11 protein-coding genes are annotated in these 14,510 nt (G+C 60.9%); 4 read left to right on the top strand and 7 right to left on the bottom strand.

Translation table 11 applies throughout. The annotated features are described in order from the left end of the window. Positions 1 to 16: 16 nt before the first annotated feature. The 4 genes from xylB to FYJ85_RS13120 are packed head-to-tail and all read right to left on the bottom strand — an operon-like array spanning position 17 to position 4,673. The gene (gene xylB / locus FYJ85_RS13135; protein WP_154419094.1) at positions 17 to 1,549 is read right to left on the bottom strand and encodes a xylulokinase; all 1,533 of its coding nucleotides are present in this window, start codon (positions 1,547 to 1,549) and stop codon (positions 17 to 19) included. 1 nt (position 1,550) lies between these two features. Then, the gene (gene iolB / locus FYJ85_RS13130; RefSeq protein WP_106055598.1) at positions 1,551 to 2,351 is read right to left on the bottom strand and encodes a 5-deoxy-glucuronate isomerase; all 801 of its coding nucleotides are present in this window, start codon (positions 2,349 to 2,351) and stop codon (positions 1,551 to 1,553) included. A gap of 18 nt (positions 2,352 to 2,369) precedes the next feature. Next, complete coding sequence (locus FYJ85_RS13125) at positions 2,370 to 3,743, bottom strand: L-fucose/L-arabinose isomerase family protein (protein WP_154419092.1); 1,374 nt, start codon at positions 3,741 to 3,743, stop codon at positions 2,370 to 2,372. A 27-nt stretch (positions 3,744 to 3,770) separates the two neighbouring features. Next, entirely contained in the window at positions 3,771 to 4,673 is a 903-nt protein-coding gene (locus FYJ85_RS13120) for a carbohydrate kinase family protein (RefSeq protein WP_154419090.1), read from the bottom strand. Positions 4,674 to 4,845: 172 nt separating this feature from the next. On the opposite strand from FYJ85_RS13120, the gene FYJ85_RS13115 reads away from it, so the two are divergent. The 4 genes from FYJ85_RS13115 to FYJ85_RS13100 all read left to right on the top strand — a co-directional run bounded on the left by FYJ85_RS13115 (position 4,846) and on the right by FYJ85_RS13100 (position 9,370). Continuing rightward, positions 4,846 to 5,604, top strand: coding sequence for a DeoR/GlpR family DNA-binding transcription regulator (locus FYJ85_RS13115; protein ID WP_106055595.1), 759 nt, complete (start codon positions 4,846 to 4,848; stop codon positions 5,602 to 5,604). 312 nt (positions 5,605 to 5,916) lie between these two features. Next, positions 5,917 to 6,927 (top strand): LacI family DNA-binding transcriptional regulator, encoded by a 1,011-nt coding sequence (locus tag FYJ85_RS13110; protein ID WP_154419088.1) that lies wholly within the window; start codon positions 5,917 to 5,919, stop codon positions 6,925 to 6,927. A gap of 86 nt (positions 6,928 to 7,013) precedes the next feature. Next, positions 7,014 to 7,847 carry a prepilin-type N-terminal cleavage/methylation domain-containing protein gene (locus FYJ85_RS13105; RefSeq protein ID WP_154419086.1) on the top strand — a complete coding sequence of 278 codons (834 nt, stop codon included), beginning with the start codon at positions 7,014 to 7,016 and terminating at the stop codon, positions 7,845 to 7,847. Between the two features lie 17 nt (positions 7,848 to 7,864). Continuing rightward, positions 7,865 to 9,370: a glycoside hydrolase family 5 protein gene (locus FYJ85_RS13100; protein WP_154419084.1), complete on the top strand. Its 1,506-nt coding sequence runs from the start codon at positions 7,865 to 7,867 to the stop codon at positions 9,368 to 9,370. Positions 9,371 to 9,470: 100 nt separating this feature from the next. On the opposite strand, the gene FYJ85_RS13095 is transcribed toward FYJ85_RS13100, so the two are convergent. From FYJ85_RS13095 to FYJ85_RS13085, 3 genes are all read right to left on the bottom strand, one after another. Beyond that, entirely contained in the window at positions 9,471 to 10,169 is a 699-nt protein-coding gene (locus FYJ85_RS13095) for a hypothetical protein (protein WP_154419082.1), read from the bottom strand. Positions 10,170 to 10,332: 163 nt separating this feature from the next. Further along, positions 10,333 to 11,739: an ATP-binding protein gene (locus FYJ85_RS13090; protein ID WP_338116707.1), complete on the bottom strand. Its 1,407-nt coding sequence runs from the start codon at positions 11,737 to 11,739 to the stop codon at positions 10,333 to 10,335. Beyond that, the gene (locus FYJ85_RS13085; RefSeq protein WP_206213171.1) at positions 11,640 to 14,456 is read right to left on the bottom strand and encodes a PAS domain-containing protein; all 2,817 of its coding nucleotides are present in this window, start codon (positions 14,454 to 14,456) and stop codon (positions 11,640 to 11,642) included. The genes FYJ85_RS13090 and FYJ85_RS13085 overlap by 100 nt, the downstream gene beginning before the upstream one ends. Positions 14,457 to 14,510: the final 54 nt, after the last annotated feature.

Genomic DNA, 14,510 nt, shown 5'->3' with positions numbered 1-14,510 from the left:
TTTGGTTGATTGACATCTATCGGGCGCGTGAAGCCGTTCCGCGCTTCCGGTAAACCGGGGCGAGCGCGTCGTGAATCTCCCGGTAGGTTCGGAAGAGCTCCGCATATTGCGCGGCGCGCTCCGGATCGGGTCTGAGCTCGCGGTCGATCCGGAGACAGCGTTTCACGGCGTCGCGGCTGTCGGGGAAAAGCCCGATTCCGGTTCCGGCCAGCAGCGCCGCGCCGAACGATGCATCGCCCGGGGACGGAACCGCGACCGGCAGGTTGAACACATCGCAGACGATGCCGCTCCAGAGCGCGCTGCGCGCCCCGCCGCCGATCAGGAAAATCCGCTTCACCGGCAGTCCCATCTCCTCGATGAGCCCGTAACAGTCGAGCAGCGAGAACGCGACCCCTTCAAGCAGCGCGCGTATGAAGTCGCCGCGCGTCGACGCGATCGAAAGCCCCGTGAAGCTGCCGCGCAGCTTCGCGTCCCAGTACGGCGAACGCTCTCCCTGCAGATACGGGTGGAACATCACGCCGTTCGCCCCGGCCGGTGAGACCGCCGCGCGACGGTCCATCAGGTCAAACACCCTGCCGGCGCTCACACCGGCTTCGGCCTTCTCCGCATCTCCGAAAAGGTCTCGGAACCAGCGCTGGCAGAGCGCCGCCGCATTCGTCGCGGAAACCGTGTACCACATGCCCGGAATCACATGCCCGTAGGTCAGCGTGGACGGATACGGACAGGCGGAAGCGGTCATGACATTCACGTTTCCGGCGGTTGCGAGCTTCACGATGCAGTCGCCCGGCTCGACGGCCCCCGCGCCGTAATCTTCGACGGCGGAGTCCGACGTGCCGCAGATCACCGGCGTCCCGGCCGGAATCCCGGTGTCCGCCGCGGCCTGCGGCGTCACGCTTCCCAGTCGCGAGGTCGGCTCGACGAGCTCCGGCAGCGCCGCGAAATCGAAGCCGGTCAGCGCGAAGAGCTCCCGCGACCAGGCGCGCGCTTTCATGTCGTAGAAAAGCGTCCCCTGCGCCTCGATGCGGTCGGTCGCCGCGACGCCGGAGACGAGGAAGCGGACGAAATCCTTCACGAAAAGGATATGCTTCGTCTTTGCCGCAACCTCCGGCTCATGCCGCTTCAGCCAGAGCAGCTGCGGCAGCGTCCAGGTAGGCGTCGGCATCTGGTACGCGATTTCGAAAATGCGCTCCCCATGTTTCTCTTTCAGGGACGCGCACTCTTCGACGCTGCGCTGGTCGGTCCACATGATCGTGCGGCGAATCGGGCGCATCGCGCCGTCGAGCAGCACAGCATTGTGGGTCGAGCCGTCGAACGCCACCGCGCAGAGCTGCGTGAAATCGACGCCGGAAGCGCGCACCTGCGCGAGCGCTCCGCACATCGCACGGTACCAGTCGGCCGGCTCCTGCTCGGACCAGCCGGGGCGTTCGTAGTAAGTCGGGTACTCCCGCGACGCCTCGCCGAGCAGCCGCCCGGAACCGTCGATCGCGGTGACCTTGCAGCCGCCGGAACCGAAGTCGATTCCGAGCAGCACGGCATCCGTCCGCGCCATCTTACTTCACCCAGCCGTGCTGCGGGTCCTTCGCGGAGATCAGTCCGCGGTTGACCCTCCCGGCCATCGTCCAGAGGTAGTACATCTCGTAGCCGGGAGCGCCGCAGAGCGGATGATAGCCTTCCGCGATCGCAACGGTGTCGTTGTTTCTGACGGTGTAAGTTTCGTCGATGCGGCCGTCGGACGTATAGACCTTCTGAATGCCGAACCCCTGCGGGGGATTGAAGCGGTAGAAGTAGGTCTCCTCCATATCGATCTCCTCCGGCGGATTGTCGACGTCATGGCGGTGCGGCGGGTAGCCGGACCAGTTGCCGGAGGGAATCATCCCCTCGCCGATGTAGAAGTGTTCGGAGTCGAAGGTCTCGTCGATCATGATCGTGGCCTTGCGCGTGAAATTGTCGCGCCCGAGCGTGAGTTCGCGGGTCATCTCCGGCGTGATCACACACGGTTTCGCCGTATCGCGCGTCGCCGGCGAGGCGTTATACGCGATATCCGCATCGGTGACCGCCGCGATCTCATATGCGGTGCGGCGCGGCAGGTAGACCGTGTGCGGCCTGCCGTCGAAAACGTTCCTGCGGGCTCCGACCTCCGCGAAGTCGAACGCTTCGCCGCGGACCGCGCACCTGCCGCCGAGCAGCACGAGCGCAACCTCGCACTCCCCGGTCGAAGCCCGGTAAGAGCTCCCCGCCGCAAGCTGAATCACGCCGAACGCGGTCAGCGCCATATTGTGTTCGCCGCGGTCGAACACCTTGTTGTATCCCTGCTTCAGCTCGAGATGGATCAGAAGTTTTTCGCTGTTCATGGCTGTTTCCCTTTCCGCTTATTGAACGACCGCAGGTTCGATATCGAGGATGCGGCAGATGTCGAGCAGTTCCGGAACGATGTCACCGTAACTCAGCGCGTAATGGTGCTCCCACCCCTGGCCGATGACGACTTCGCGGAGTTTGTCGCACCCTGCATCGAACCGGATTCTGACCGGGTTGCCGCGGACGAAGAGTTCCGTATCAAGCGCGTCGCCCGTGGCGATCAGCATGCGGAAACCGTCGCCGTCGCGCTTCTCCCCGAGGCGCGCCAGCGTGACGCGCCCCGGCTTCAGCGGAAATTCGCCGGTGACGCCTTTTACGCCGCCGCCCTCGACGGTCGCGCTGCGGCAGAGCTGCGGCCGGCAGCCGGGCCGGCAGAGTCTGCCCGGGGCCGCGCCGCAATGCCAGGCGACGCCATAATCCCCCTCCATGACGATCATGTCGCAGAAGAACGGCAGATCCCCGGTCAGTTCCTGCGCCATGCGCATCATGACCGCGCCGTAGGCGTCGCCCTCGCAGGCGGTCAGAAAGCCGTGATTGGTCAGGTGGCCGATCGTGGAGCAGACCGCGATGCCGTAGAGGTCGTCTGCGATGAACTCCGGCCAGCAGCGCATCGCGAAGGTGTCGACGAGGAACTTCTCCTTCATCTTGCCGACGGCGGCGAAGAGCGCGGCGGATTTGCGGAGCTGTTCGTCGCTCGGGCCGTCGGTCGGATGGACCGTCGCATCCGAAAGGATGGTTTTCATGGCGGAGTCGAGCTCCTCCGGCTTCAGCTTGCGCGCGGTTTCGATGACCTCGTGTTCGGTGATGAACTTGACCTCCGGGCCGATCTTCGTGCGCAGCAGCATCTCGTCGCAGCTCGAAGTGAAGAAGCCGGGGACGCGCCCGCCGATCACGCCGATGCGCATCCGGCCGAGCGTATTGACGGTCTTCGTCACGCGGATCGCCTTTTCGAGTCCCTGCTTCGCGGGTTCGGAGCCGACCTCCGCATGAACGTGAAAATAAGGCACATGCATGCGGTACAGAAAGTGGGAATTCATATTCGCCGCGCAAAATGAGTTGTTCTGCAACCGGCCGCCCTTCGGGTCCGGCTCCTTCATCGACCAGAGGACGACCGGAACCTTCAGCCGCTGCGCGAACATCGGCACGATCACGCCGAGCGAAAAGGTCATGAAGTGCGCCACGATGAGGTCGGGCCGCTCCTGCTCGAAAAAGCCGAGCTCCCGGACCGCTTTTTCCTCAAAGTCAATCATGCGGTCCCCGCCGACGACTTCGACGCCGGGGAGACTCTGCAGATACGCCCTCGCCTCCCGGCGGGCCGCCTCGAGCGTTTCGTTGGTCCAGTTTGCCTTGGTCAGGGGGAGATAGCCGATCTTGAACTGTTTTGCCATTTTCTGTTTTCCTGCCTTTTCCGAAACTCAATGATTCCTGAGAAACTCATCAACCTCTTTGCGGGTCGGGAGTCCGGCCCGCGCACCGAGCTTTCCGCATTTCAGCCCGGCGAACGCCGACGCGAAACGCATGCATTCGCGCAGGTCGCCGGTTTCGAGATACCGGACCCCGAAGCCGCAGTGGTATGCATCCCCCGCCCCGGTCGAATCGACCACCGGCAAATCGCGGAAGGCGGGACAGCGGAGGATCGTTCCGTCCTCCGCGATCAGCATCGAACCCGCGCTGCCGGCCGTCACGCCGGTCACCCTCGCCCCGAGCGTTTTCAGTCCGGCGAGCGCTTTTTCCAGTTCGCTTTCGCCGCTCCATTTGCGCGCAAAGAATTCGGAGGCGATCAGGATGTCGGCCAGCTCCAGCAGCTCGCCGATGCGCGGCGTGAAGGTCCCGGCGTCGAGATTCACGAGCACGCCCGCCGCTTTCGCCGCGCGCGCCGCCTCGACGGCCGCGTCCGGGTGGTGTCCATCGAGGTGCAGTATTTTCGCACGGCGGATCATCTCAAGCGGAATCTCATCGCTTTTCAGGAGCTCAAGGTTGTTTTTGGTCCAGGCGACGCTGCGTCTGCCGTCCGGCGTGATCCAGCAGCAGGCGACCGGGCTGCGGCCGCCCCTGCGGACCCGGATGGCGGAGGTGTCTACCTTTTCTGCCGCGAAATCCGCGAGAATCAGCCGTCCGTCCATATCGTCGCCGACGCTCGTGACGAAGGCGGCGGAGAGCCCGAGCCGCGCCGCGCCGACCGCGGCATCCCCGGCCGGACCTCCGCCCTGAATCCGGTATTCGGTCATCTCGATTTTGCCGTCGCCCGGAATCTCCGGAATCCGGCACAGATGGTCGTTGCTGCAATAGCCCAGCGCGACAAATTCAGGGGTGTTCATGGCGGTTCATCCTCCCGTGTTTACTGGAATTTCAATGTTCAATATAGCCAGCCGCGTCTCCTTTGTCAAGAGTTGAAATGATAAATATTGATATATTTTTGAAACAATATGATACGATTTGATACAAATATCATTTGCTTTTTCAGAAAGGCAGCGGTATAGTAACCGCATCATGACGAATCTACGTTCCATACAGCTCTCAAATTATATCAGAGAGCGCGGCAGCTGTACCATCGCGGAGCTGAAAGAGGCGTTCAAGGTCTCGCACGCGACGATCCACCGCGACATCGCATCGCTGGTCGGCGAGGGCAAGCTTCGGCGTGTGCGCGGCGGCGTGACCGCGCTCCCGGAAGCGGAGGCGCAGAACGCCGAACACGCAGTCTATTCGCGCTATCAGGACCGGATCGACCGGAACCGGGAGGCGAAAATCGCCGTGGCAAAAAAAGCGGTCGGGCGCATCGAGGACGGGGACATCATCTTTCTCGACTCCTCGACCACGGTCTATTATCTGGCGAAGGAGCTGCAGGCGGCGAGCTTTTCGAACCTGACCGTCATCACGAACTCGCTGCTGGTGATCCGGGAGTTCCCGCTGTTCCCGACCGGCTACTTCCTCGTCGCGCTCGGCGGCAACTACGACGTGCAGCTGAATGCGTTTCTCGGGGCGGCGACGCTCGCGGACCTCGACCGGCTGAAGATAGGCAAAGCGTTCCTGTCGGCGCTCGGCGCGGCGCCGGCCGGCTTCTTCTCACGCCATGAAAACCACTCGTACTTTCTGCGCCGCGTGCTCGAAATCGCGGACGACTCCTACCTGCTGCTGACGGCGGACAAGTTCGGCAAATCCGGCCTCTTCGACATCGGGCCGCTGTCGGCGCTCTCCAGCCTGATCACGGACGCAGAGCCGCCCGGATACGTTCCGGCCCGGCTCTGCTGAATCGACCGCAACTCCGGGCGGCCCGCCGCATGTCCCCACAATCACCGACTCCCGTGAAAGCCTCGCCGGACTCGCGCCGGCCGCTCATCCGCCCCGCATCGACAGCCGCAGCCGCCGATTCGCAGCGGATGTTCCGAACCGGAATCCCCCTTGTGCTCCCGGTCGGCATATCCCCGGCGTATCGGCCGGCCATGAAATCTGTCCGGACATTCAAGCCGGCCCAGAAAACAAAAAACGTTTTTCCCTTGTCTGCCCTCTTGACATTGACGGTCGGATATGGTATAATATAACTAGTTTAGATAAGGAAAACCAATGCATCCGCACTATTCTCTGGCAAAAATTTCACAGGAACTCGGGGTCAGCAAAACGACAGTGTCGCTGACGCTCTCCGGCAAGGCGCGCCAGGTGGGCATCAGCGAAGAGCAGGAGAAACGAATCCTGAAATTCTGCCGGAAGGTCGATTACCGCCCGAACATTCACGCGCAGCGGCTCAACAGCCGCCTGGCGAAGAACATCGGAATCCTGCTCGAGCGGGTTGAAGACGGCGCGACGGCCCAGCTTCTCGGCGGGCTCGTCGATGACGCGGATCAGGCGGGATTCCGGACCACCATCAAAGTTTTCCGGCCGGACCAGTCGGAGTCAATCATCTTCGACTGGCTGCTCACCCACGAGGTGGACGGCGTCATTTATTACGGCCTGGAGCTGCCTGCCGCCAGCCTGGAACGCATCATCTCCGAAAATTGGCCGGTCATCGGCATAGGAGTCTCCCCCCGGCTGGGAATTCCGGTGGTCAACGCCAACAACTTCACCGCGGGTCATACGATAACCGAAAACCTTATCCGTCATGGTTTCAGGGAGTTCCACTTCTTCCTCGTCAACAGGAGCGGATTCCCCGGCGAAGAGCGCGAACGCGGAATGCGCACAGCAATGGCCGAGGCCGGACTCCAATTCCCGGAAGATCGAGTCTACCGCACCACCTACGGGGGAACCCACGCTGCGGAAATCACTCAGAAACTGCTCGACACCGGCAAACTGCGACCCGGTTCCGCACTGGTCTGTGTCAGCGACTATCTGGCGGTCTGTGCATCGAAAATGTTGTTGCGAAACGGATTCCGCATACCGGATGATTTTGCGGTTGCAGGCATCAACGGCTCTGCCACGGCAGCGGACTTCACTCCGCCCATTACCTCGTTCGAATACCTGCCGGCCGATCAGGGGCGGACTTCGGTCCGGCTGCTCCTCGAATGGCTGAAGAAAAAACAGCCCCCCGCTTCTCTTGAACTGCAGGGGAAAACCGTTCCCGCTCAATCCACACCGGCATGAATACGGCAACAAAGAGATTTTCATTTGTCGACCCGACAATCTAAACTAGTTAACCAATTTCCCGAAATGTCAAAAGGAGGATTATCATGAGAAAAAAGCAATGCCCCTACGCCGATCAGGCCGCCGTCGATTCCGGTTTGTCCGGGAACCGCGCCATGCCGCGCCCGGCCGGAAGAAACCGGGTGAACTGCACATCGGCGGCAGTCCGCTGTTTCACATTGATTGAATTGCTGGTAGTGATTGCGATCATCGCGATCCTGGCCGGAATGCTGCTGCCCGCGCTCAATCAGGCGCGGGAAAAGGCCCGTACAAGCAGTTGCGGCAACAATATCAAACAGATCATGCTCTCCATGACGATGTACACCGACAGTCACAACGGCGCGATACCGCCCGCCCATGCCGGCGGCAAGATCTTCTGGCAGGATCTGCTCTATGCCGGCGGTTCCGGTACGACCGCCGAACCGTGGGGAGCCTGGCAGTCGGCGAAAAATGTACCGGGGAAGCCTTATGCACCATTCGCCTGCCCGGCTGCGCCCAGCCTGAAACACGGGGAGTCCGGGGCCGGAGGCGGGCAGCATTACGGAATCAACGCAACCTATGACCCCGTCAAGCGAATCGGTTATTCTCAGCGGAAAAACGTATCGAAAATCCAGACACCCAGTCAACTTTTCGCAGTGGCGGATATGAATCGGGGTGAAAACGCGATCAATGAAAGCCCGATGATCGAAATGCGGGGAGAATTCGTCGGCCGGAAGGGGAATAACGATTTTCCCCTGCCTTCAGACGTCTTCCGCCACGGCAGCGGCGCCAACGTGGGATTCGCCGACGGTCATGTCGTTTTCATGCGGGGCGCCGCGATTCCGGGAGGCGGAGATATTCAGATCACCCGATTCTGGGGCAGCTTGAATCCGGTCATGTAATACAGGAACTCTTCAATATGCGAAAACTGTTTTTCACCTTTCTTCTCCTCTTCTGCGCGCTTCTTCATGCAGTACCGGCCGATGACGGCTGGCTCCGGAAAGGAGAGTTTTGCCGGCTGAAAGGCGATCTCGCTGCCGTTGAAGTCCCCAGCGGGGCAGAGATGGAGCAGAATTGGCTGGAACGGGAGCTGGATCTGGCTCCGTTCCGGGGCAAGGAGGTCAGCTTTGCGGTCAAATGCCGCTGGACCGGTGTCTCGAAACCGCCGGAGCCCTGGAACGGAATCAAATTCATGCTCAGATACCAGGCTGTTCCGAACGGAACAACCTATTGGCCGGGCGGAAACGGCATGTACGGAGACAGCGACGGCTGGCGTTGGACCGGATTTACGGTGAAATTCCCGGAGACGGTGACGGCCGGAACCTTGTCGATGGGGCTTCAACACAGTTACGGCAAGGTGGAATTCGACCTTGCCTCCCTGCGGATCGGTACGCTTTTTTCACCGGACGACCGGATCAACCGGGAGTGGAAAGTGAAGTATCCGGAAAAAATCGCTTCCCTCCCGCGCCTGCGCGGCGTCATGTCGCCGCACAAAATCACCTATGAGGATTTGAAAACGCTGCATGAGTGGAACGTCAATCTGGTCCGGGCCCAGATGAGCCGCAACTGGGGTGCCGTCGGCACGGAACTCGACCTTGAAGAGTGGGACGGATGGCTGGCCGGCAAGCTAGACAACCTCGAACAGGCGATGGATTGGGGCAGAGAGTTCGGCATCCGGTTTGTGATCGACCTTCATTGTCCTCCGGGCGGCCGCAATACCCCCGACAATATGCGCATGTTCAACGAAAAAAAGTACGGCGACCATTTCATCGAGGTATGGAAACGGATTTCCACGCGATTCAAGGGGCACAGCCAGCTCTACGCCTACAACCTGATCAATGAACCGGTGCAGTCGCTGCCGGCACTGCCGGATTATGATTATTGGAATCTGCAGCGGCGGGCGGCTGAAGCGATCCGGGAAATCGATCCCGATACGCCGATCATGGTGGAGTCAAACCGTTCCGACCGGCCGGAGACCTTCGCTTACCTTTCCCCGCTCCGGATGCACAACATCATCTACAAGGTGCATATGTACATGCCGCTCAGCTACACCCACCAGCGGCTTTCCGGCTCCGGGACTGCTGCAGCCTACCCGGGAATAATCGAGGACGCACAGTGGAACAGGGCACGGATTCGCAGGGAACTGGAACCGGTGATCGATTTCCAGAAGCGGCACGACTGTAAAATCTATGTCGGGGAATTCTCGGCCATCGCCTGGGCACCGGGCGCGGAAAAGTATCTCGAGGACTGCATCGAAACATTCGAAGAGCTGGGCTGGGACTGGACTTACCACTCCTTTCGCGAATCCCCGGTCTGGAATGTCGAAATGGAGGGCGACCGGATCGGCAATATGAGGCCGGCAAAAACGACTCCACGGCAGAAAGTATTGCGCAAATACTTCAAGCGGAACATCATCGTAAAATAATCTCCTGTCCAGCACGAAACTCCCCCGGCGCGGAACCGCCGGGGGAGCCGCGCCATGCCGCGACCGGCCGTCTCCGTCACTTCCGTCAGAGACTTTCCGCCTATGCGCCCTCTCCGCAAGCGGGATGCTTTTCCAGAATATCGGCCATTTTTTTCAATGCTTCAACGGCCAGCTCCCGCTGGCCGGGCGACTGGAACAACTCTCCGATCCGGTCCGGGCTGAGCGCGTCGAAGAATTCCGCCTGCCGCACGATCGCATCGATGCCGCTGCGGATCATGCCGTAGGAGAGCTTCCGGACCTTCGGCGGCGAGGGCAGAATCTGGTCCGCGACCTGCCGGATGTTGGCTTTGCTGGCGGGCAGCTCCCGGGATTTCAGCTCTTCCAGCACCCGAACCCTGTCGTCGGTATTCAGTTTGCCGAGCGCGCAGGCGCTCTCAACCGAATCCGGCAGGTCAAACGGCGGAGGGTCGTCCTCTCCGGCCGTCACGGAGGCTTCGACAGAACGGGCGGCACGCAGCTTCTCCCTGCGCTCCTCGACCCGGTCGGCCAGTTCCATGCGGATGTCCGCGGCCAGTATCAGGCTGCCCGCGTACGAACGGCGCAGGTGCCACCTTTTGTCCAGATATTCGGTAAAGCTTGCGTACGAACCGTACCACAGCCGTTTATCCCGGACTTCGGCAAGCGCGATGCCGACCTCCCAGAAGGTTTTCAACCCCGAATCGATGGCGGTTTCGCAAATCTCCAGCCGTTCCGCCTCTTCCGGCGACAGCCTGCCGCCGGAACGTCTCCGTATTTCCATAAATCGTCACTCACATTTTTCGTTGTAAAACGGAAAAATACCACCGGTTCGCCTGTTTTTCAACCTGCCGAAAGCGAAAATACCGCCGGTATTCGTCCTGCGCCGGGCAGACGCCCCGGCCGGCCTCCTCCCCTCCCCCGCCGTTCGCACGGCGATCAAATGCCTACCCCCCCATCCCCTGAACACTCCCCAGCATTTTACGGATCTTTTCGAGGGTTACGGGCTTCAAAAGGACTCCATTGAAGAATTCAAGGGGGAAATTGTCCCTGGCCTCCACGTCCGCCGTAACGGCCAGAATCGGCATCTCCTGAAAACGCCTGTCGGCACGGATCTTTCCGGCCAGAGCCGCACCGTTCATTTCCGGCATCCACATATCCGTGAGCACCAGATCGAAAGAGTGCGCTTCAAGCAGGGCCAGGGCTTCTTTTCCGGACAGGGCGGTTTCGATTTTTTCGATTCCCGCCTTGCGGCAGAGCGCCTTCATAACCTTCAGATTCATCGCCACGTCGTCGACGATCAGAATGGAAAGCGCGGAAGCCCGGCCGCAGGCAGGAGCCTTGTCTTCCGACGGCTCAGCCGGCTTCCTCTCCTTCGATATGCGGATATGGCGCAGCGTCGCCCCGAAAACGCTCCCCCTGCCCGGTTCGCTCTTCAGCCAGAGCGTGCCACCCATTTTTTCGATCAGCCGCCTGGAGATGGTCAGCCCCAGGCCGGTTCCGCTGTTGCCGGCGGCAGCCCCCCGGATGCGGGAAAGCTGAACGAACGGTTCCATCAGCCTGGCCTGATCTTCCGGCGCAATGCCGGGCCCCGTGTCGATTACCAGAAAGGTAAACTCGCAGGTTCCGTCATGATCCGGCTGATACTCCGCCTTCAGGGTCACCGAGCCTTCGCAGGTGAACTTCACCGCATTTCCGATCAGGTTGAACAGAACCTGCCGCACCCGCAGCTTGTCCAGTTCCATTTCCGGCAGGGGCGGCATCTCGACGCGAAGCTCGATCTGCTGCTCTCCGGCGCGATATTGGAATACCTTCATGACCTCTTCGCCGAGCTCCCGGAAATCGATGGGAGCCGGTTCGATCTTCATCTGATCCGCCTCCAGCTTGGAGAGGTCCAGCACATCGTTGATCAGCTGCAGCAGCGCATTGCCGGAATAGGAAATCGAATCGAGATACTCCCGGGCTTCGGCTTCCGGTATGCCGCCGTCCCGCAGCAGGTCGGAAAAGCCGATGACCGCATTCAGCGGCGTGCGGATTTCATGGCTGACGCCGGCGATGAAAAAACTCTTGGCCTTATCGGCCGCCTGCGCCTTCCGCATGGCGTCCACCAGCTGATCCTGCGACTGCCGGCGCTGCAGCATGATCTCGATAAAATGGGCGGACGACTGCAGGAGCTGAAGGGCTTCCTCCTCCGGCAGGCGGGGCCGGCGTTCATAGATCAATCCGAGGCAGCCCCAGATATGCTTATGGACGATCAGGCGGGCCGCGCAAATCGAACCCATGTCCGCCAGGCCGATTTTCCGGTCCCGCAGCCAGCCGCACTCCTCCGCCTCCGCCCGGGAAGCGTCATCGATGACAATCGTCTGTTCCGTCCTGAAGCGGTCCGGCCAGTCCGGAAACGCGGAACAGGGCTGTCCGCCGGCGCCTCCGAAGATCGTATCCCCCCTGTTCTCAACATATTCCACCTGGCGGACATGGTATGCGCGTCCTCATCGAACCGGAAAATACAGGCACGGGAGGCTCCGAGGTGTGCGCAGAGCGTCTGCAGCACCTTCTCGAGCGCCTTTTCCAGTTCGGGTTCTCCGATCAGGGTTTCCAGACAGGTGTTCAAAGCCGTCCGGCTGGAGAGCAGCTCATTGAATTCCGTCATGTCGATGGCGGATTTGACGATATAGGTCAGGTGTCCGAACGAATCGAACACCGGCTCGGCGGAGATGATGTAGTCGCGCCCCGGCAGCCGCATTTCCCGGTGAACCGCCCGGCCGGTCTTCAGGGATTCCTCGATGGGCTGCACCGTGCCGGGCGGAAACGCCGGAGCCAGCAGTTCACGGTTCTTTTCCGTGGTCAATTCCGCCGCGGGAATGCCGAAAAGATCGCCGACCGCGGTATTGGCGCGGATCAGCTCCCCGCGATTGTCGTGGAGCCAGATCGGGATATGAATATTGTCAAGCACCAGCTGCCGTTCATGGTTGGCCTGCCGGATCGCATGCCGCTGACGTTCCGCAACCAGCGCCGCCGATATGACGCTGGCGCAGCCGCGCATGATCCGCTCGTCGACGTCATTGAACTCCCGCCGGACGCGCGAATAAGAGACGAACAGCGCGCCCCACAGCTGTTCATCGACGAATACCGGCACCACGATCAGCGATATGGTCCGGTACTTGTCGTCCCGATTCAGGCCGGGACAGAACTCCGCCTGCGTGACGTCGGAGGTTTTCAGAATCCGGTTTTCGTGGAAGGCCTGAATATTCCGGTCCCAGAGCTCATAGTGTTTTTCGAGCCCGGTTTCCCGGATGGAGACCGTTCCGGGCGAGAGCCATTCGTTCCGGAGACGGAGCAGTCCCTTCCGGTCGCAGCAGGCGAGCATGATCCGGTCGCACTCCATGCGTTTCATCAGAATCCCGGCCATGTTTTCGAACATCGCATCCGGGTCGTCGTTCGCCGCCATGGCGGACAGCACTTCACTGTTGAGTTTCTCGCAGGAGAGCAGCTGTCTCAGGTCGGTAATATCCGAAGACGCGCCCAGCAGGAGGCGGCGCCCGTCCGCGCCGGCAAACGGTTTCTTGACCGTCTGCAGATAATGGAGATTTTCCCGGAAATCCATAACGGCTTCCTCAAATCCTTCCCCCTCAGGCTCTTTCATGATCCTTTCGTCCCGGGAGCGGAACATTTCAGCGTCTTCCGGCCGGCAGAACAATTCGGCGTCACTCCTGCCGACGACCTCTTCCGGCGTCCGCCCGACAAAAGCGGCGAATGTCCGGTTGCAGAGCACATACCGGAAGTCGTCGTCGGCATCCTTGGCGAAAAAGCACAGCGGAATGGAGTTGATCACTTTTTCCCACAGATTCCGCTGTTCCTGAAGCCGGTCGAACACCCGGCGGATGTCGGTGACGTCCTGAACCACGCCGGTGAACATCACCTGCTTCGGATCGCTCCGGTCGACGGAGGAATTCAAGCGGAAGTAATGAAACCCGTGCTCGTCTTTTGTGCGGTAATCGAAGGTCTCAGAAGAGATTTCCCCCCGGGCGAGCCTTTCCCACTTCGCCAGCATCGCGGGGCGGTCTTCCCCGTAAACCCAGCCGTCGATCGCGCCGATGCGGCCATCGGTCACGGGAAGCAGTTCCGACAGCATGCTCGAACCGGCAATTTCCCCGGTGGCGGGATTGAACACGAAAGTCGCGGATCTGGAAATCTTCGTCCCGGCTTCCAGCTGGGCATGGGCATAACGCAGGCGGTTGCGCTGCGCGTACTCCTCGGTCACATCGCGGAACACCAGAATCGCGCCGAGTATTTTGCCGTCCGGCCCGAAGATCGGCGCGGCGCTGTCGGCAATGTGATACCGGGTTCCGTCGCGGGCAATCAGATCGGTATGATTGGCGAGTTCGACAATCACGCCGGTCCGCAGCGTCCGCATCACCGGCGAGGGGCTCGGCTGGTCGTTGTCATAATTGTAAATCCGGAAAATCTGATCGTGCGGCAGCCCCATCGCCTCTTTGCCGGTAACGCCCAGCATCCGTTCCGCCACCGGATTCATCATCGTGACTCTGCCTGCCCGGTCGGTCGTGATGACGCCGTCGCCGATGCTGTTCAAGGTCAGCCGGAACCACTCGGCGCTTTCCTCCGCGCTGTGCCTGGCCTGCTCCAGTTCGGTGACGTCAAACGCCGCCCCGATCAGGAGGCAGGATCCGTCGGCCTCCACGAACGGCCAGGTGATCACGCGCATGGAATGAACCTTTCCTTCCGCGTCCGGCAGAGGAAGGACGTTTTCGGTGCCATGCTCCAAATCCAGCATGTTCTTTTCATCATCCCCGCGCATGACCGCCGCAATCTCCTCCGGGTAGATATCGAAATCGTTTTTTCCGCGGATCTCCTCATCGCCCAGGCGGGTGAAGTCCTGCATTCCTCTGTTCGAAAAGACAAACCGGTAATCATCGGCCGGGTCCTTGGCAAAGATGTGAACCGGCAGCGCGTTGATGACCAGGTCCCACATCCGGGTCGAACGCTTCAGTTTTTCCGCATACTCCTGCGCTTCAGTGCGTACCTTTTGAAGTTCTCCCGCAATCGTTTTCACGGCACACCTTCCGAATCCGAAAAGGAGACGGCACGGAAAAAACGAAAAAAGCAC

It is taken from the genome of Victivallis lenta (genome assembly GCF_009695545.1).
In the GTDB taxonomy this organism is placed as follows: Bacteria; Verrucomicrobiota; Lentisphaeria; order Victivallales; family Victivallaceae; genus Victivallis; species Victivallis lenta.
The sequence above is the reverse complement of the archived record's forward strand: the minus strand, read 5'-3'. Positions and strand labels throughout refer to the sequence as shown.